Below are 18,162 nucleotides of genomic sequence, written 5' to 3'. Positions count from 1 at the left end.
CCCTTGAAGACGACGAGGTAGATAGGGCAGAGGTGGAAGTGCAGTAATGCATGGAGCTGACTGTTACTAATCGGTCGAGGGCTTATCCAGGAAGGTCAAGTGGAGATTCAAAGGTTGATGATGTTCAATATGTGGTTTTGAAGGTATGTGTGAGTAGACCAGGCAGAGATGTCTGGTCTTTTTATTTTGCGCGAACAACGAGCTAAAGTCCGCGCCTACGCGAGGCCTTGGCGACTGTCGCGATATGACAAGAGGAAGCTTGCAAAGTGTGTTTTCATTTTTTTATCAGGAAGGTCTTCGATACTTTCTGTTAAATAAAAAAAGCACGATGTGCTAATGATGTGCACTCGTGCAAAAATGAAGTTTGTCGGAAAAATGAAGATTATTGGAATCGACCGTGTGAGGCATCCATGAGATCAGCGGCATCAATAGACATCCGACAGCAGCAAAAACCACAGAGGCAGAGGGGATGCACTGAGCAGATTTACATGCTGTCTGGATATCTGGAAATTATTTCTGGATAAATCCTTTTTGGATCGCATCCTGGATCATCTGATCGGCAAGCTCGTACAGGCGCTCAGAGCCGAGTTTTGTCTTTGCATGGCGGCCATAAACCTGTGCGGAAGTGGTCTGGTGCTGCTTCCAGTCATCGCCGTTGTTACTGTGGTTTAGGAGGAGCGGCTGGATATTATCCATGGCGTGAGCGTATCTGGACTCTGGAGTTTCGCAGTATTCAAACTCATCAAAGAGTGCGGTGAGATCCTTTTTCTGGTCGTCCGGCAGAATAGAAAAGATCCGTTCCTTTGCGGCATCTTCGCGGGCTTTTTGGGACTTTAATCCTTCTTCGTCGTATGCGAAAGTATCTCCGGCATCGATCTCGACGATATCGTGGATCAGGCACATCAGCATGACTTTTGCAATATCAACGGGTTCATTTGCATATTCGCGCAAAAGATATGCCATGATCGCCATATGCCAGGCATGTTCAGCATCATTTTCACGTCGGCCGTGACCGGAAAGATGCGTCTGGCGGAAAATATTTTTCTCCTTATCGATCTCCAGTGTAAAGTCGAGCTGCTGCTTTAAACGTTCATCCATGATTGATCTCCTCCATATATGTATATAGAATTGCTGTTGGGAATGACCGGTAAACCTGCAATGCTTACCGGTAAGTTCCTTTTATGATATCAGCATATCCGAAAAATGTACAGCATGAAATCATGTACTTTAGTGGGAATGGTTCGCGACCAAAGCAGAGTACAGTAATTCTGAGAAGAATTGGTGAACTTATGCCGATTGAAATTACACATCGGATTTCATGTGTGTTCAGCGTGAATTCCAGGCAGGAGAGGAGTAGCGAGCTGATGATCCGGGGCTGGAAAGCTGCAAAAAGAAAGTGTAGAAATTTTTCAAAAAATATGAAAAAATGGGTTGACAGATGCGAAATCATATTATATAATAGCACTGTTCTTAAGGAACAGCTCAAGAACAAAGGAAATATTCCTCGATAGCTCAGTCGGTAGAGCACGCGGCTGTTAACCGCGCTGTCGTAGGTTCGAGTCCTACTCGGGGAGTTTTTATTTTGCCAGTTTCAATATTGAGCTGCTGGTACAAATAATGAGAACGCGGCCCCATGGTCAAGCGGTTAAGACATCGCCCTTTCACGGCGGTAACAGGGGTCCGAATCCCCTTGGGGTCATTGATGTGCCGATGTGGCTCAATTGGCAGAGCAGCTGATTTGTAATCAGCAGGTTATCGGTTCGAGTCCGATCATCGGCTTTCAGTCCTAAACTTATGGACCTTTAGCTCAGTTGGTTAGAGCAACCGGCTCATAACCGGTCGGTCCCGGGTTCAAGTCCCTGAAGGTCCACTCTACCTGGTAAAAGGTTCATACTATTGATAAAAATATTTTGGCCCGGTGGCTCAGCTGGTTAGAGCGCCGCCCTGTCACGGCGGAGGTCGTGGGTTCGAATCCCATCCGGGTCGCTTCCTTAGAAATAAGGATTTTAAATTTCATATCTGGGATCTTAGCTCAGCTGGGAGAGCATCTGCCTTACAAGCAGAGGGTCATAGGTTCGAGCCCTATAGGTCCCACTCGATGGGAAACCATCATTGACATATTTATATGTCTGCCGGTGTGGCGGAATAGGCAGACGCAAGGGACTTAAAATCCCTCGGGGGCAACCCCGTACCGGTTCAAGTCCGGTCACCGGCATGAAAGAAGCTTGTATTTACAGGCTTCTTTTTTTATTTAATAGATCAAGCCCTCTTTCCTTTTACACATGGAAAGAGGGATTTTTGTGCATCGGATGAGGGTGTGAGGTTAAAAAGAGACAGGGAGCGTTGTCGGAGACAATCTGTTTTTAACGCATATTCTTAAGTCTGGCGATATCCGCATCGGTGCGGTTTCCGTGAATCGTGATTTCGGAGAGTGCCTCCTCGATCCGCTTAAATTCCTGATCGGTCAGTTCCACATCGGCGAGATTTTCGATGATGCGCTCCATCATCGAATATTCACTTCGAACGGCGGTCAGCGGAGTAACGGCGTGAGCACGGCGGATCACGATCGGCACACTCACTGCTTCGTCCGTGTAAAACAAGCGTTGACCTGTGGTCGTCTGTCAGCAGGGACTATCCGGGGATCCAGCTTCAGATCGTTCCCTTTGATGACACTTATCCGGAGTGGCTGAATGTGTTAGAAAATCTGGGAAAAGATCTTGATATTGTGGCGGGGATCTATCCATCTACCAGATGGAAGCGCCGCTGCCAGATCTTACCGTTGACGGAGATCCCGCTCTGCTGTGCGGTTTCCAGGCAAAATCCGCTGTCCTCCAGGAAAAAACTCCGTCTGCCGGATCTCTACGGCGAAAATCTTCTGATGGTAGAGCGTGGAGACACGAAATTTATAGATGCACTGAGGGATGAGATCGAAAAAAATCATCTGCAGATCCACATTCAGGATGTTGCATCTTATGGCACCGGAGTATTCAATCAGTGCGACCGGACCAACAGTGTCATGGTCACGATCGGAACCTGGGCAGAGCTTCACCCATCGTTAGTCACGATTCCCTGTGAATGGGATTACACAGTGCCATATGGGATCGTGTATGCGGAGAATCCATCAGCACTGGTTCTGGAATTTATCGGTATTATGAAGAAATTTTCAAAGATCGGATAGATTATAGTTGCATTTTACAATGGACGGAGTTATAAAAATTACAGAAAATTCCGATAACTGTCATGCCGGCGGATAGAGGGAAAACGGACAGACGTGATTGTGAGATAAAACAGGAGAAGAAAGATGACATTTCGGTATGCATGGAAGCGGTCGATCCCGGTCATGGCGGGCTATATCGTCCTGGGAATGGGATTCGGAATGCTGCTCGGGGCAAAAGGATACGGCGTTTTCTGGGCGATCGCCATGAGCGTGTTTATTTATGCCGGATCGATGCAGTATGTGGCGATCGATCTGATAACGGGAGGTGCGTCCCTGATCTCGGCGGCGCTTATGACACTTATGGTCAATGCGCGGCATTTATTCTACGGGATCTCCATGGTGGAACGGTACAAAGATACGAAACCGTATAAGCCGTATCTGATCTTTGCGCTGACAGATGAGACGTATTCGCTGGTGTGCAGCGGGGATGTGCCGGAAGGCGTGGAGGAGAAAAAATACTTCTTTCTGGTATCGCTGCTGGATCAGATCTACTGGGTATTCGGAACGGTGCTTGGCTCAGTACTCGGAAGCGTGCTGAACATTAATACGGAGGGAATCGACTTTTCCATGACGGCGCTGTTTCTTGTGGTGTTTACCGAACAGTGGAAGAGTACAAAGGATCACAGAAGCGCAATTGCCGGAGTGGCAGCATCGGTACTCTGCCTGCTGGTGTTCGGACCGTCCTCGTTCCTGATCCCGTCGATGATCTCGATCACGGTGATCCTGACGATGATGCGAGGGAGAAGGAGAACAGAAAGTGCCCGGAGAACAGCATGATTCTGATACGCTTCTGAAAAATTTACATATGAAAGAACGAAAACTCTGACTGGGTGGGAAACATATGAAACTGGTCTGGCAGGAAAATGCTCAGTCAGGAAGGAGAGAGGATAACGGATGATAGATTTGAGAGCGGCAGCGCTGATCGCAGTGTGCGCCGGTGTGACGATGCTTTTGAGGTTTCTGCCGTTTCTGGTGTTTGGCGGCAAGAAGGAGGTTCCGGGATATATCACATATCTGTCCGGAGTTCTTCCGTATGCGATCATGGGAATGCTGGTGGTGTACTGCCTGAAAAATATGAATCTGTTCGCGGGAACGCACGGGATCCCGGAAATTCTGGCGTCTGCTGCTGTTGTCGGACTCCATGTCTGGAAACGGAATACGCTGCTCAGCATCGCGGTTGGGACAGTGTTCTATATGTTTCTGGTCCAGGTGGTATTTTAAACGATCGTATACTGCTTGTGAGATAAAAAAATTTATGATATGATAGTCTCATCTTACGGAAAGTCTGGCGGATCGTGCTTTTTCTGCAATATAGTCTGAATATATCTGAAAGAAGCAGACAGGGAAAGTGCGGTATCCGGCGGCTGGAATGGAGGTCTGGATGAGAAGAAAAGACAGAGAATTGAAGGACATGGCTGATATCGTGTCGATCGCAAAGCGGGAAACTGTGTGTACCGTTGCGTTCCACGATGAGCCATGTCCTTATTTGATTCCGCTGAATTACGGAGCGGAAGTGGAAGACGGGAAGCTGATCCTGTACTTCCATGGAGCGAAAGAGGGAACAAAACTCGACAGGATCAGAGAAAATCCCAATGTCTCATATTGCATTTACGGGGCGAATGTCCTGACGATCAATTATGATACAGCCTGCAAGTCTACGACGAGTTTTGAGAGTATCTGTGGAAACGGAGCTGCTTGTCTGGTGGAAGATACCGCGGAAAAGAAAAAAGCGCTGGCAGTCCTCATGAACCAGGTAAGTCCGAAGAAGGCCTTTGATGAGAATTCGTTCGCGGAGCCGATGGTAAATGCAGTTACTGTCTGGAAAATCATAACCGAAACCGTAACAGGGAAGAGACACGAATGACACGAGCGAAAGTGAGCCAGAAACGTGCTTGCACGGTTGTGGCGAACGGCGAGTGTGCGCATGAACGATAAGTTCATGCGAACCAAGAGAGCGAAAGTGAGCCAGAAGCGTGCTTGCACGGTTATGGCGAACGGCGAGTGTGCGCATGAACGATAAGTTCATGCGAATCAAGAGAGCGAAAGTGAGCCAGAAACGTGCTTGCACGGTTGTGGCGAACGGCGAGTGTGCGCATGAACGATAAGTTCATGCGAATCAAGAGAGCGAAAGTGAGCCAGAAGCGTGCTTGCACGGTTATGGCGAACGGCGAGTGTGCGCATGAATAAGGCAGACAATAGAAAGGAGTACATATATATGGGAACAGATTTCAGAAAAGAGATCGGAGCGACGATCGATCAGAGGAGCAGCGAATACACAAAGATTAGCGACGCGATCTGGGGCTTTGCGGAGCCGAGATTTCAGGAATATGAGTCCTCAAAACTTCAGCAGGAGTTTTTGAAATCCAGAGGATTCTCTGTCAAATCGGATCTTGCAGGGGAAGAGACCGCATTTATCGCTGAATGGGGAAACGGAAAGCCGATCCTCGCATTCCTGGGTGAGTTTGATGCACTTTCCAGTCTTCAGCAGGAAGCAGACAACCTGGAACGCTGCCCGATCCCGGGAAAGACGAACGGACATGGCTGCGGTCATCATCTGCTCGGAACAGCTTCCGTGGCTGCGGTGGATTCCTTAAAAACGTATATGGAAGAGAACCATATGAGCGGAACGATCCGTTACTATGGCTGCCCGGCAGAAGAGAATGCAGGCGGAAAAGCATATCTGGTCCGCGACGGCTACTTTGATGACTGTGATATCGCGATCACATGGCATCCGTATACCATGAATAAAGCAATGAAGGGCGGTTATCATCTGGCAAACTTCCGTGCATTCTTTACTTTCCATGGAATTTCCTCCCATGCGGCAGGTGCTCCGGAGCTTGGGCGTTCTGCGCTGGACGCAGTTGAGATCATGGATATCGGTGTCAACTATATGAGAGAGCACATGATCGATGCGGCGAGAGTTCACGGCGCTATCACAAACTCCGGCGGAATCGCTCCGAACGTGATCCCGGCGGAAGCCCAGATCCTCTATGCGATCCGCGCACCGAAGGTAACCCAGGTGAAGAAGCTCTATGAGCGGATGTGCGACATTGCGAAGGGCGCTGCGCTGATCACAGGAACAACGGTGGATATCAAACAAGTTGCGGCCTATTCCAACCTGATCAATAATGACACTCTTGCGGATCTTGTCCAGGAGAACCTGGAGCATGTTATCCCGGTCGGCTACACAGAGGAAGAGCTTGCCTATGCGAAGAAGTTCCAGGGCGTCATCACGGAACTTGATAAAGAAGGATTAAAAGATCAGGCATCCGCGATCGGAGGAAAAGAGCACCGTCAGGAGCTTTTAGAGAGCCCGATGTGGGATTTCATTGTTGATAAGAATACTTCTTACGGCGGAGGCGGATCCACGGATGTCGGAGATGTCAGCTGGGTCGTTCCGACAGGACAGGTCTACACGAGCTGTTTCCCGGCAGGTACTGCGCTCCACTCCTGGGTAGCGGTTGCCCAAGGTAAATCATCGATCGCCCATAAGGGAATGCTGTCGGCAGCGAAAGTCATGGCTTATGTCGGCGCTGAGCTTCTCCTGAATCCGGAGCTGATCGAAAAAGCAAAGGCAGACTGGAAGGAAGAGCTGGACGGAGAGACATATCCGAATCCGCTTCCGGCAGATCTGAAACCGTCGATCTGGTAAGGAGATCGTACTGCGGGTGATCCTGCATAGGAATTGGATTGTTTGAACCATGATTGCGGTGCGCGGCTGAGCTGTTTTTGCGCACCGCGATCGGTAAAACAAAAAATTGAATAAAAATTTCAAAAAGTGTTGACAGAAACGAAAATATGTAGTAGAATACTTTTCGTTGAGTGAGTTGCGGTTCACCAAGACTTCTCAAATGTGCGTCAGTAGCTCAGCTGGATAGAGCATACGGCTACGGACCGTAGTGTCGGGAGTTCGAATCTTCTCTGGCGCGCTGATTAAGGCATCTGCATTAGCAGATGCCTTTTTTCGTATCATAGGAGACAGCATATGAAGAGAAAGACAGAACATTTTACATATGAACTGATCCGGGCGAAGCGCAGGTCCATGTCCTTAAAAGTGGATCTCGACGGGACGATCACGGTCCGGGCGCCTTACCGGACGCCGGTGCAGACAGCGGACTGGTTTGTCGAGGGACACCGGGACTGGATCGAGGTGCGCCTGAAAGCCGGAGAGCGGATCATGGCGGAGCGTCCGTCCTACACGGATCAAGAACGGGCGGAAGGCAGAAAACGGGCAGCAGAGGCGATCAGAGCCCGATGCAGCCATTATGCTCCGCTCATGGGCGTCTTTTACGGGACGATCACGATCAGGGAGCAGAAGACCCGATGGGGAAGCTGCAGTGCGAAGGGAAACTTGAATTTTAACTGGAAGCTGGTGCTGATGCCTCCGGAGATCCTGGACTATGTGGTGGTGCACGAGCTCGCCCACAGACTCCAGATGAACCACAGCGCGGCATTCTGGGCGGAAGTCGGGAAAATCCTGCCGGATTACAGGGAACGGCGGCAGTGGCTGAAAGTAAATGGACAGAAATACTGATGGAAAACTTTTATCTGGCAGAAAAACGGTAAAAAATAACGGGAGAAAAACATGGAGGAAAAGAAAGAACTCTGGATGGTACAGACGAAGCGGGCGGATTTTTCCGGTCTCGCCATGCGGCTGGGAGTCAGCCCGGTCGCGGTGCGGGTCATGAGAAACCGCGGACTGACGGAAGAAGCGGAGATGAGAAAATATCTTTATGGGACGCTGGACGATCTCTATGATCCGCGTCTGATGAAGGGGATGGAGCAGGCGGCGGAGCTGATCGCAAGAAAGCTGAAAGAGGGAAAGCATGTCCGGATCATCGGGGATTACGATATCGACGGCGTGTGCTCGACATATATTTTGTTAAAGGGATTTCAGCGGGCGGCAAAAGAACTATCGCAGCGGTGCTCATTGGAGGCAGGCCGATACAGCGTCGAGAAAGAAAATGATGCTCAGATCGATTACGAGATCCCGGACCGCATCAAGGACGGATATGGGATCAACGAGTCGATTATCCGCCAGGCGTCCGCAGACGGAGTGGATACGCTCGTGACCTGCGACAACGGGATTGCGGCACTCCGTGAGATCAGCATCGCGAAACAGCTGGGAATGACGGTCGTGGTGACGGACCACCACGAAGTTCCGGTCGATGAGTATGGTCAGATCCTGCCTCCGGCGGACGCTGTGGTCGATCCGAAGCAGGACGGGGAGACTTACCCGTTCCACGAGATCTGCGGCGCTGTGGTCGCCTGGAAGCTCATCCGGGTGCTGTATGAGAAGCTTGGGATCCCGGAGAGTAAGTGGATGGACCTGTTGGAATTCGCCGCCATCGCTACGGTGGGGGATGTCATGAAGCTCCAGGACGAGAACCGGCTGATTGTAAAATATGGTCTCAAAAAGATCGGATCGACGAAGAATACCGGACTCCGGAAACTCATAGAAAAAAATAACCTGGATATCGAAAATTTAAGCGCGTACCATATCGGCTTTGTGATCGGTCCCTGCTTAAACGCCGGAGGCCGGTTAAAGAGCGCGAAGGTCGCACTGCGGATGCTTTTGGCGGAAGATCCGGAACGGGCCGGCGAGATGGCGGATGAGCTTAAAGAACTCAACGATATACGGAAGGACATGACCGCGAAAGGGGAGGCGGAAGCGATCGAGCAGGTGGAAAAACAGTACATGGACGATAAGGTACTCGTTGTATTTCTTCCGGAGTGCCATGAATCGTTAGCCGGGATCATCGCCGGAAGACTCCGGGAACATTTCCACAAGCCGTCCTTTGTGCTGACCCGCGGAGAGACCACGGCGAAAGGTTCCGGCCGCTCCATCGAGCAGTATCACATGTACCAGGGACTCTGCAAAGTCTCGGATCTCCTCGTGAAGTTCGGCGGACATCCGATGGCAGCAGGACTTTCCCTGGAAGAAAAGGATATCGATGAGTTCCGGAGGCGGTTAAACGCGGACGCAGAGCTCACGGAGGAAGATTTTGTGCCAAAGATCTGGATCGACGTCCCGATGCCGTTCGAGTATGTGAACGAGAAGATCGTCCAGGAGTTAAAGGACCTGGAGCCGTTCGGACAGGGAAATGAAAAACCGCTGTTCGCGCAGAAAAGTCTGGTGATCCGGAATGCGAGAGTTCTCGGAAAGAACCGGAATGTCGTAAAGCTGAATCTCGTGACGGAGACGGGGCAGCCGGTGGACGGACTTTTGTTTGCCGACGGGGACCGGTTCCTTGAGGAGCAGGCGGGAAGAAATATGATCGATATGATCTACTACCCGGATGTAAATGAATATAATGGAACAAGGACATTGCAGGCCGTGATCAGAAATTATAAATTTCATTGAGAGACGCGGCCGGGTATGTTTTTTCCTCCATCCTCATAAACTTGCTAAAAGCAGGAGAGGATGGGGGGATTTTTTGTTTGAAGAAAAAACAGTCTTTGACGTAAAACGGGAGTTGGATGCCGGGGATCCAGGCGGTCTGTCCGACAGGGAGGCAAAACAGCGGCTGTCCATATATGGAAAAAATGAACTGCAGGAGAAGAAGCCTCCGTCTGTCCTGAAACGGCTGATCGGGCAGTTCATGGATCCGCTGATCTATGTACTGTTAGCTGCCGGTGTGATCTCAGTCCTTTTAGGGGAACAGGGCGACGCGGCGATCATCGCGGCAGTCGTGCTCTTAAATGCGGCGGTGGGAGTGGCACAGGAAGGAAAGGCGCAGAAAGCGCTGGATTCCTTAAAGAAGATGACGAGGCTCACGGCCGTGGTGCGGCGGGACGGGAGAATCCTTGAGGTGGATTCCGCCGTGCTGGTCCCCGGGGATCTCGTGCTGCTCAGTGCCGGGCAGCAGGTTCCGGCAGACCTCCGGCTGATCACTGCGGAGAACTTAAAAACGCAGGAATCGGCACTCACGGGGGAGTCGGTTCCCGTGGAGAAAGACGCAGGATTTCTGGCAGGGGCGCATACCCCGCTGGGGGACCGGAAAAATATGGCGTACATGTCCACATTTGTGACAGCCGGGAGCGGCGAGGGGATCGTCACAGCGACGGGAATGGAGACGGAGATCGGCGGGATCGCAAAGCTGATCCACGAGACGCCGGAGGAGATCACCCCGCTGCAGAAGCGGTTAGGAGACCTCGGAACGATGTTAAGCATCCTGGCGGTGGGACTCTGCGCTGTTTTATTTTTGATGGCGATCTTCCAGAAGCGGGATGCGGGGGAGATGTTCCTGACGGCGATCTCCCTGGCGGTGGCGGCGGTCCCGGAAGGACTTCCGGCGGTCGTCACGATCGTTCTCGCACTCTCAGTCTCCAGGATGGCAAAAGTAAACACGATCGTACGGAGGCTGCCGTCGGTGGAGACGCTTGGAGCTGTCAATGTGGTCTGCTCGGATAAGACGGGTACGCTGACAAAAAACGAGATGACGGTGCAGGCGCTGGACGGGGATCCGGAACTCCTTCTGACGGCATTTCTTCTCTGCAATGATGCAAAATGGGGAAAACGGGAGGTGATCGGGGACCCCACGGAGGCGGCATTTTTACTCTATGCGGACAGAGAAAGCGAAGATCAGAAAAAGACGGACGTCAGAGACAGAAAGAAGAGAGGCCGGGAAAACGAAAGATGGTCAGAGAAGCTGAGAAGGGAGTGGGTCAGGAGCGCAGCGCTGCCGTTTGACTCGGAGCGGAAGCGGATGACGACGGTATGCCGGAGACAGGACAGGATCGTCTCATTCACGAAAGGGGCGCCGGATGTGATCCTGGAACGGTGTGACCACTATAAGGACGAGACGGGGATCCATCCCATGACGGAGCAGCGGAGACAAAAATATGAAAAAAAGGTTTCCGCTTATTCCTCGTCAGGCGGACGCGTCCTGGGGGCAGCCATGAAGAACGGGAATGACATGTCCGAGCGAGGGATGACATTCCTGGGGCTGGCAGTCCTGGAAGATCCGGTGCGCCCGGAGGCCGCGGAGGCGGTAAGGGAATTTCGCCGCGCCGGGGTCACAACGGTGATGATCACGGGGGACCATAAAAATACGGCCCTGGCAGTGGCAAAAAAGCTTGGGATCGCGGATTCCCCGGCCCAGTGCGTGACCGGGGAGGAATTAGACAGGATGGGTGACGACGGGCTTGAGAAACGGATCGGATCGATCCGGGTGTTCGCGCGGGTCTCCTCGGATCACAAAGTCAGGATCGTTCAGGCATTTAAGAAGGCGGACGGGATCGTCGCCATGACCGGGGACGGGGTAAACGACGCTCCGTCTTTAAGGGCGGCTGATGTGGGGATCGCCATGGGAAAGAACGGGACTGATGTGGCAAAACAGGCGGCGGACATCGTTCTGACGGATGACAATTTCGCCACGATCCGGAATGCCATTGAGGAAGGAAGAGAGATCTATGAAAACATCAAAAAGACGGTGATATTTCTGCTCTCTTCGAACTTTGGGGAGATCATGACCATGTTTTTCGCGATCCTGTTTTCGCTGCCAGCCCCGCTCAAGGCAAGCCACATCCTTTGGATCAACCTGATCACGGATTCTCTGCCGGCACTGGCACTGGGGACGGATGTGTGCGACGGAATGGAGCTGATGGAAAAGGAGCCGCGAAGACCGGGAGAGAGCCTGTTTGCCCACGGAGGCGGGATCTGCACGGTGTTTTACGGATTTCTTATCGCACTGATCAGCCTGACCGCTTTTCTGGTCGTTCCGACAGCTCTTCTTGTCGGGAGCGGAAGACCGGCTGCACTTGCCGGGATCAGAAAAGTGCTGGAAGATCCCATGATCCTAGCGCACTGCCAGACGTATGCCTTTACCGTCCTGGGACTGTCCCAGCTTTTCCACGCGATCGGGATGCGGGATGTGGAAAAGTCTGTTTTCCGGATGGATCCTGTGAATAACCGGCTGATGATTCTGGCGCTGGCGGTCGGATTCTCCCTGCAGTTTGTGGTGACGGAACAGACGTCGCTCGTTGCGGCGTTCCAGACCGTGCGGCTCACGAAGACAGAATGGGCAAGACTTATCATCCTCTCCGCCATGCCGCTGTTTGCTCATGAGCTTTTACTCCTGCTGTCGCATTTTTGGAGAGGAACGGGGCAGGACGGAGATCCATCGGGGAAAGTCCGGTGATGGAAACGAGCACTGCAGAGGGACAGAAGCAGGATAAAATGGGGAAAATTTGAGGAAAAGATAAAAAAACAGGAACTGGGTATTCCCAACAAAGAGAAAAATTGGTAGAATAGTGGTGAAAATTGGTCCTGTTCATCTGGCAAAGAAAAGGAACAGGCACAAAAAAATCTGCGAAGAGCAGTCACCAGGAGGTCTTTCAATGAGTAAGCTACTGAAAGAATTCCGTGAATTTGCCGTTCAGGGCAATATGATCGACATGGCAGTCGGCATGATCATCGGTGCTGCATTTAAGGATCTTGTAAATTCCTTAGTCAGCGACATGGTGATGCCTGTGATCGGACTTTTCACGGGAAAGCTGGATTTCAGCAATATGTTTATCTCGCTGAACGGAGAGCACTACGCGACTCTGGCTGAGGCGCAGGCGGCAGCAGCTCCGACCGTAAACTACGGTCTGTTTATCACAGAGATCATCAACTTCATTATCATGGCGTTCGTGATCTTCATGGTAGTCAAACAGCTGAACCGCGCAAAGAAAATGTTCGAGAAACCGGCAGCTCCGGCTCCTGCTACGGAGAAGGAATGCCCGTACTGCAAAACAAAAATCAATATCCATGCGACACGCTGTCCGCATTGTACATCCGTGCTGGAAGACAAATAGTCTTTTCCGGGCGGTAACAGGCAGATGAGCCAGAAATTCCCGGCGGATCAAGGAAGAAAATTCTGCCGGGAATTTTTGTTTACCGGGAAAAGCCGGAACGGGTCCGCTTTGAGATCAGGAAGGAACAACAATGAAGAATAATATTCGCATTACGCTGGAATATGACGGAAGCCGGTATGACGGCTGGCAGAAACAGGGAAATACGGAGAATACGATCCAGGGGAAACTGGAGGCAGTGCTTTTAAAAATGGCGGGAGAGGAAGTGGAGGTCCACGGGTCCGGAAGAACAGACGCGGGAGTCCATGCAAAAGGCCAGGTGGCAAATTTCCATGTGGACGCGAAGATCTGCCCGGACGGAGAGACTGCGAAAGAATACTTAAACAGGTATCTGCCGGAGGATATCCGGGTGCTTGAGGCTGATCCCGCACCGGAACGCTTCCACAGCCGTTTGTCCGCCTCCTCAAAAACATACGGATATTATGTGGAGACCGGGGATAAGAAGAATGTGTTTGAGCGAAAATATGTTTACGGATTTGGAAAAAAACTGGATCTGGAGGCCATGAGGCGCGCGGCAGGCTTCCTCATCGGGGAGCATGATTTCAAAAGTTTCTGTGCGAACCGCAGGATGAAAAAGAGCACGGTGCGCCGGATCGATGAGATAAAGATCGTGGAACACGGAACGAAGATCGAACTTCTGTATACAGGAAACGGCTTTCTCTACAACATGGTGCGGATCCTGACGGGAACGCTCCTGGAGATCGGCAGCGGAATGCGGAAACCGGAGGAAATGAAGGTGATCCTGGAGGCAAAGAACCGGGACATGGCGGGGAGAACTGCTCCGCCGGAAGGCTTATTCCTTCTTCACGTGGCTTATGAAGGCGAGAGGAAAACGGTATGATGAATCAGAATGAAGAACATGAGGACATACTCTTTGAGGAGAAGAAAAAGCAGACGGACCGAAGGGAAGCGGGAATGGGAGCTGACGGAGAATTCTCCGCGGAATCCCTGAAAAAGTGGTTTACGAGGGCAGGAGGAGCGCTGGCGGCCTGCGCAGCTGCCGTCTGCCTGATGACGGTCCTGATGGCTGGAAAGAATCAGAAAGAGTCCCTGATCATGGAAGTAAATTCCGATATCCTGATGGAATTTACCATGAACCGGAGGGGCGCAGTGCTGTCGGCATCCGGAAAGATGGCGAGGACAAATGAAACAGTCTCCATGGATGCGTTTGACGGAAAAAGTCTTGGGATCACTGTGGGGAAAATTTTTGACCGGCTCGCTGAGAATAACAGTCTGGGCGAGGACGGAGGAATCCTGATCTCTGTCCGGAGATCTGATCCGGACAGTAAGGCGTCGCCGGAGAAGATCGTAAAAGAAGTTCAGAAGGAGACAGAGTCCGAGCTCCAGAAAAAGGAGTCCAGGGCGAAGGTCTACGTGTTTGAGGCGGATGAGGACGCAGACACGAAAAAACTTGTGACGGAATATGGGATCACGGTGACGAAGGCGGAGTTCTTAAAGCGTCTGTTTGCGGAAAATCCGGAGATCACAGTGCCGGAAAAGGAAGAACTTGCCGGGTATTCCTCGAAACGTCTGGTCCGTGAGATCGAAAAACATGAATATCAGCTGTCGCTGGAGCCGGTGATCGTAAAGACGACGTTTGAGAAGGCCAGCGAGGAGAGTACAGAGGAGGAGACAACTGCTCAGGAGAGCACGGAAGATGTCTTAAAGCAGGAAACAGAGACTACGGATGAGTCTGCTGCGGGCGAAGAGACAGAGACTACGGAGAACGATGGCCTTTCGGAGATGCAGAGACGCCGGAAAGCCCTGGAAGCCGGAGAGAGCGTGGACTGGGTGGACCAGGATACAGGAAGCTACCGGAAAGACGGGGATGACGAGGACGATGAGTCTGAGCGCGATGAATATGGAAGTTCTGAACGGAGACGGAATCGGAATACCTGGGAGTATGGAACTTCTCATGAGACGACCGGCGTTCCGGAAACTTCTCCGGCGGAGACGGCTCCTGCTGTAACTGCAGCGCCGGAAACTGTGCCGCCGGAGACAGCCGCGCCGACAGCCTCGGAGACAACGGCTGCGGTCCCGGAGACCACCGCGGCGTCCGGAATGCTGACACCGGAAACAAAGACTCCGGCATACATGCAGGGCCCTGGTTTCGAAGATCCGGACAATCCGCGGAATCATTAAGACAGGTGAGGGAAAATGTTCATCCACAGGCAGTAATTTTCCGGACTGGAAAGCCTGCAGCAGGATCCAGTAAATAAAAAATAAAAAAATTAAAAAAAATAGTTGACGGATCAGAGTCGTTGCGCTATAATATGTCTCGTTGATGCATTGGGCTATCGCCAAATGGTAAGGCAACGGACTCTGACTCCGTCATTTTCAAGGTTCGAATCCTTGTAGCCCAGTTTATAAACTAAATATTGTCGAAGTGCTTTAAGCACATATTATTATTGGGCTATCGCCAAATGGTAAGGCAACGGACTCTGACTCCGTCATTTTCAAGGTTCGAATCCTTGTAGCCCAGCTGATAAAAGGCTGTTAATCTTTGTGAATGCAAGGCTTAATGGTCTTTTTTGTTACTGTACACCTTTTTCTTGCGCTTGACATCCATTTGTGTTAATGTAAAGGCGAAGCTAACTGTTCAGTAGGTCTGCGCATTTACTGCGCTGACCGTACGAAAACATGGGCTGGCAGGCAAAAATCCCATTGCCGCAGGCAATTTTTAATGGATTTTTGCTCGTGACTGTGAAGGTACTGAACAGTTACAGGCGAAGTCGGAAAAAGAGAGCGTGTTTCGCGGGAATGGATTTTTGAGTCGGAATACGGATCTTGCCGATCGGTGAGGTAGATTATGTATGAATTAAACAGCCGGGTCCGGTACAGCGAGACGGATATTGACGCGAAGCTGTCCCTGACCGGGATCATGAATTATATGCAGGACTGTTCGACAATGCAGTCGGAAGACGCGGGAGTTGGGATCGGATATCTGGAGCAGGAGAAGAAAGCATGGCTGTTATCATCCTGGCAGATCATGATCGAAAGACGCCCGGCGCTGGGTGAAAAGATCCGCGTGGTCACATGGCCGTATGGGGTAAAAGGACTTTACGCCCTGAGAAACTTCGCGATCCTAGATGAAAAGAACGAATATCTCGTGAAGGCAAATTCCTACTGGTTTCTCCTGAATACGGAGACGGGACGCCCGATGCGGATCATGGAGTCGGACACAGCTCCTTACGGGGAGTTCAGCCCGAAACTCGAGATGGAGGATGCGGGAAGAAAGATCCAGGTGCCGAAGGAGATGGAGGAGACGGGACGGATGGTGGTCATGAAACACCTTCTCGACACGAACCTTCATGTAAACAATGCCCAGTATGTGGACATTGCGAGAGAACTTCTTCCGGCCGGGACGGAAATTTCGGAGATCAGGGCTGAATACAGGAAAGCGGCTGTGCTCGGGGATGAGATCGTGATCAGGAGCGCGCGGGAAGGAAAATCCTATCTTGTATCGCTCTGCAATCCGGACGGCGATGTGTTTGCAAATATCGAGTTGAAAGAGATGTAACCGGATCCTGCTGATGGTTGGCAGGATCATGACAGTGAAAATAAAAAGAGAGGACGCAGCGGAAAGATCCTGGTTGCTGTTTGCATGGAACGTGAACAATGCCGGGGATGCAGCTGCGGGAGGACGAAAGACATGATGGAAATCGGAAAAATTCAGAAACTGAAAGTGATCAAAGAGAAGGACTTCGGAATTTATCTCTCTGACGGAGATAAGGCGGATGCCCAGGGCGTCCTTCTCCCGAAGAAGCAGGTACCGGCGGGAACGAAGATCGGGGATGAGCTGGAGGTGTTCCTCTACAAGGATTCTGAGGACCGCCTGATCGCGACGACATCCCGCCCGAAGGTCACTCTGGGTGAGACGGCGGTCCTTGAGGTGAAAGAAGTCTCAAAGATCGGCGCGTTTCTCGATATGGGACTGGAGAAAGATCTCCTGCTCCCGTTTAAGGAGCAGACCCACCAGGTCCGCAAAGGGGAGAAATGCCTGGTTGCCCTCTACGTGGATAAGAGCAAACGTCTCGCGGCGACCATGAAGGCGTACCAGTATCTGAGATGCGATTCCCCGTACCACACCGGAGACGAGGCGGATGGATTTGTATTTGAGATCAATCCGGATATGGGCGCATTCGTTGCGGTGGATGGGATCTACCAGGGAATGATCCCGAAAAAGGAACTGTTTTCCGGCTACAAGGTAGGAGATGAGATCCGTGTCCGTGTGACGAGAGTCCGTGCGGACGGAAAGCTTGACCTCACAACGAGAGACAAGGCGGGAAGCCAGATCTTTTCTGACGCCGATCTTGTCATGAAGGTCATTGAAGAGTTTGACGGAGTCCTGCCGTTTAATGATAAGGCAGCTCCGGAAGTCATCGCGCGCGAGTTCAAACTCAGCAAGAACGCATTCAAGCGTGCGGTGGGACATCTGTTAAAAGAAGGAAAGATCGAGATCACGGAGAAAAGCATCCGGAAAATCGATAAATAAGGAATCATGGAGGAAAATCACATGAAGAAAGTTATCAGCACAACAAACGCACCGGCAGCGATCGGACCGTATTCCCAGGCAATCGAGGCAAATGGTTTTGTATTTGCATCCGGACAGATCCCGGTAAACCCGGAGACAGGTGAGATCCCGGAGGGGATCGAGGCTCAGGCAGAGCAGGTCATGAAAAATGTGAAGAATCTTCTCGAGGCAGCAGGGACATCTGTTGACCAGGTTGTAAAAACAGGCGTATTCATCAAAAACATGGATGATTTCGCAACGATCAACGGCATCTATGCAAAATATTTCGCAAAAGACTGCCCGGCACGTTCCTGCGTGGAGGTTGCAAGACTTCCGAAGGACGTCCTTCTTGAGATGGAAGCGATCGCAGTAAAATAAGAATGATCGCGACAGTCGCCAGGGTCTCGCACAAGCGCGGACTTTGGCTCGTTGTTTGCGTAAATAAAAAAGGGGCTGTCGCACTAACGTGCGGCAGCTCATTTCATATTCCCAACACAAAGGGGCTGTCGCACTAACGTGCGGCAGCTCATTTCATATTCCCAACACAAAACGCCGAGCTTCGAAAAGCCCGGCG

The 18,162-nt window shown here is 51.4% G+C and carries 17 protein-coding genes, 10 tRNA genes and 1 rRNA gene; 26 read left to right on the top strand and 2 right to left on the bottom strand.

The window, feature by feature from the left end; all coding sequences use genetic code 11:
• Nucleotides 1-90, top strand: a 23S ribosomal RNA gene (locus tag V2546_RS15205); the annotation flags it as partial.
• 420 nt (nt 91-510) lie between these two features.
• Here the strand turns inward: V2546_RS15205 and V2546_RS15200 are convergent.
• Entirely contained in the window at nt 511-1,098 is a 588-nt protein-coding gene (locus V2546_RS15200; protein ID WP_118532433.1) for an HD domain-containing protein, read from the bottom strand.
• Between the two features lie 191 nt (nt 1,099-1,289).
• Between V2546_RS15200 and V2546_RS15195 the strand changes: the two genes are divergently transcribed.
• The 8 genes from V2546_RS15195 to V2546_RS15160 all read left to right on the top strand — a co-directional run bounded on the left by V2546_RS15195 (nt 1,290) and on the right by V2546_RS15160 (nt 2,215).
• Nucleotides 1,290-1,511 (top strand): hypothetical protein, encoded by a 222-nt coding sequence (locus V2546_RS15195; RefSeq protein ID WP_118532435.1) that lies wholly within the window; start codon nt 1,290-1,292, stop codon nt 1,509-1,511.
• A tRNA-Asn gene (locus tag V2546_RS15190) sits at nt 1,502-1,574 on the top strand. Before V2546_RS15195 ends, V2546_RS15190 begins: the two co-directional genes overlap by 10 nt.
• A gap of 53 nt (nt 1,575-1,627) precedes the next feature.
• Nucleotides 1,628-1,699 (top strand) — tRNA-Glu (locus V2546_RS15185).
• A gap of 7 nt (nt 1,700-1,706) precedes the next feature.
• A tRNA-Thr gene (locus tag V2546_RS15180) sits at nt 1,707-1,779 on the top strand.
• Nucleotides 1,780-1,796: 17 nt separating this feature from the next.
• A tRNA-Ile gene (locus V2546_RS15175) sits at nt 1,797-1,870 on the top strand.
• A 42-nt stretch (nt 1,871-1,912) separates the two neighbouring features.
• Nucleotides 1,913-1,986, top strand: a tRNA-Asp gene (locus V2546_RS15170).
• A 35-nt stretch (nt 1,987-2,021) separates the two neighbouring features.
• A tRNA-Val gene (locus V2546_RS15165) sits at nt 2,022-2,094 on the top strand.
• A 37-nt stretch (nt 2,095-2,131) separates the two neighbouring features.
• Nucleotides 2,132-2,215 (top strand) — tRNA-Leu (locus tag V2546_RS15160).
• 148 nt (nt 2,216-2,363) lie between these two features.
• Here V2546_RS15160 and V2546_RS15155 read toward each other — a convergent pair.
• On the bottom strand, nt 2,364-2,600 hold the full coding sequence (locus V2546_RS15155) for a hypothetical protein (RefSeq protein ID WP_329752756.1): 237 nt from the start codon (nt 2,598-2,600) through the stop codon (nt 2,364-2,366).
• Between V2546_RS15155 and V2546_RS15150 the strand changes: the two genes are divergently transcribed.
• The 17 genes from V2546_RS15150 to V2546_RS15070 all read left to right on the top strand — a co-directional run bounded on the left by V2546_RS15150 (nt 2,579) and on the right by V2546_RS15070 (nt 17,966).
• Entirely contained in the window at nt 2,579-3,178 is a 600-nt protein-coding gene (locus tag V2546_RS15150; protein ID WP_329752758.1) for a LysR family transcriptional regulator substrate-binding protein, read from the top strand. The two genes, V2546_RS15155 and V2546_RS15150, sit on opposite strands and share 22 nt — an antisense overlap.
• Nucleotides 3,179-3,301: 123 nt before the next feature.
• A complete protein-coding gene (locus V2546_RS15145; RefSeq protein WP_329752754.1) occupies nt 3,302-3,994 on the top strand; it encodes an AzlC family ABC transporter permease in 693 nt (230 codons plus the stop codon).
• A gap of 117 nt (nt 3,995-4,111) precedes the next feature.
• A complete protein-coding gene (locus tag V2546_RS15140) occupies nt 4,112-4,438 on the top strand; it encodes a branched-chain amino acid transporter permease (protein ID WP_215701813.1) in 327 nt (108 codons plus the stop codon).
• Nucleotides 4,439-4,598: 160 nt separating this feature from the next.
• Complete coding sequence (locus V2546_RS15135) at nt 4,599-5,081, top strand: pyridoxamine 5'-phosphate oxidase family protein (RefSeq protein ID WP_329752753.1); 483 nt, start codon at nt 4,599-4,601, stop codon at nt 5,079-5,081.
• Nucleotides 5,082-5,432: 351 nt separating this feature from the next.
• Nucleotides 5,433-6,869, top strand: coding sequence for a M20 family metallopeptidase (locus V2546_RS15130; protein WP_329752751.1), 1,437 nt, complete (start codon nt 5,433-5,435; stop codon nt 6,867-6,869).
• 203 nt (nt 6,870-7,072) lie between these two features.
• Nucleotides 7,073-7,146 (top strand) — tRNA-Arg (locus V2546_RS15125).
• 56 nt (nt 7,147-7,202) lie between these two features.
• Entirely contained in the window at nt 7,203-7,751 is a 549-nt protein-coding gene (locus V2546_RS15120; RefSeq protein ID WP_329752750.1) for a SprT family zinc-dependent metalloprotease, read from the top strand.
• Between the two features lie 51 nt (nt 7,752-7,802).
• A complete protein-coding gene (gene recJ / locus V2546_RS15115) occupies nt 7,803-9,581 on the top strand; it encodes a single-stranded-DNA-specific exonuclease RecJ (protein WP_329752748.1) in 1,779 nt (592 codons plus the stop codon).
• Between the two features lie 73 nt (nt 9,582-9,654).
• A complete protein-coding gene (locus V2546_RS15110; RefSeq protein ID WP_329752747.1) occupies nt 9,655-12,360 on the top strand; it encodes a cation-translocating P-type ATPase in 2,706 nt (901 codons plus the stop codon).
• A 199-nt stretch (nt 12,361-12,559) separates the two neighbouring features.
• On the top strand, nt 12,560-13,018 hold the full coding sequence (gene mscL, locus V2546_RS15105) for a large conductance mechanosensitive channel protein MscL (RefSeq protein ID WP_118532453.1): 459 nt from the start codon (nt 12,560-12,562) through the stop codon (nt 13,016-13,018).
• Between the two features lie 130 nt (nt 13,019-13,148).
• Nucleotides 13,149-13,916: a tRNA pseudouridine(38-40) synthase TruA gene (gene truA, locus V2546_RS15100; protein WP_215701818.1), complete on the top strand. Its 768-nt coding sequence runs from the start codon at nt 13,149-13,151 to the stop codon at nt 13,914-13,916.
• The gene (locus V2546_RS15095; protein ID WP_329752746.1) at nt 13,913-15,217 is read left to right on the top strand and encodes an anti-sigma-I factor RsgI family protein; all 1,305 of its coding nucleotides are present in this window, start codon (nt 13,913-13,915) and stop codon (nt 15,215-15,217) included. Before truA ends, V2546_RS15095 begins: the two co-directional genes overlap by 4 nt.
• 148 nt (nt 15,218-15,365) lie before the next feature.
• Nucleotides 15,366-15,438, top strand: a tRNA-Gln gene (locus V2546_RS15090).
• Between the two features lie 46 nt (nt 15,439-15,484).
• Nucleotides 15,485-15,557 (top strand) — tRNA-Gln (locus tag V2546_RS15085).
• A gap of 327 nt (nt 15,558-15,884) precedes the next feature.
• Nucleotides 15,885-16,595 carry an acyl-[acyl-carrier-protein] thioesterase gene (locus V2546_RS15080; RefSeq protein WP_118532539.1) on the top strand — a complete coding sequence of 237 codons (711 nt, stop codon included), beginning with the start codon at nt 15,885-15,887 and terminating at the stop codon, nt 16,593-16,595.
• 132 nt (nt 16,596-16,727) lie between these two features.
• Nucleotides 16,728-17,570 (top strand): CvfB family protein, encoded by an 843-nt coding sequence (locus V2546_RS15075; protein ID WP_118298678.1) that lies wholly within the window; start codon nt 16,728-16,730, stop codon nt 17,568-17,570.
• A 21-nt stretch (nt 17,571-17,591) separates the two neighbouring features.
• Nucleotides 17,592-17,966 (top strand): RidA family protein, encoded by a 375-nt coding sequence (locus V2546_RS15070; RefSeq protein WP_215701821.1) that lies wholly within the window; start codon nt 17,592-17,594, stop codon nt 17,964-17,966.
• Nucleotides 17,967-18,162 lie beyond the last annotated feature (196 nt).

This window comes from Clostridium sp. CM74B_53 (genome assembly GCF_036318045.1).
Taxonomy (GTDB): Bacteria; Bacillota; Clostridia; order Lachnospirales; family Lachnospiraceae; genus Pilosibacter.
This window is presented reverse-complemented; position numbering and strand designations above follow the sequence as displayed.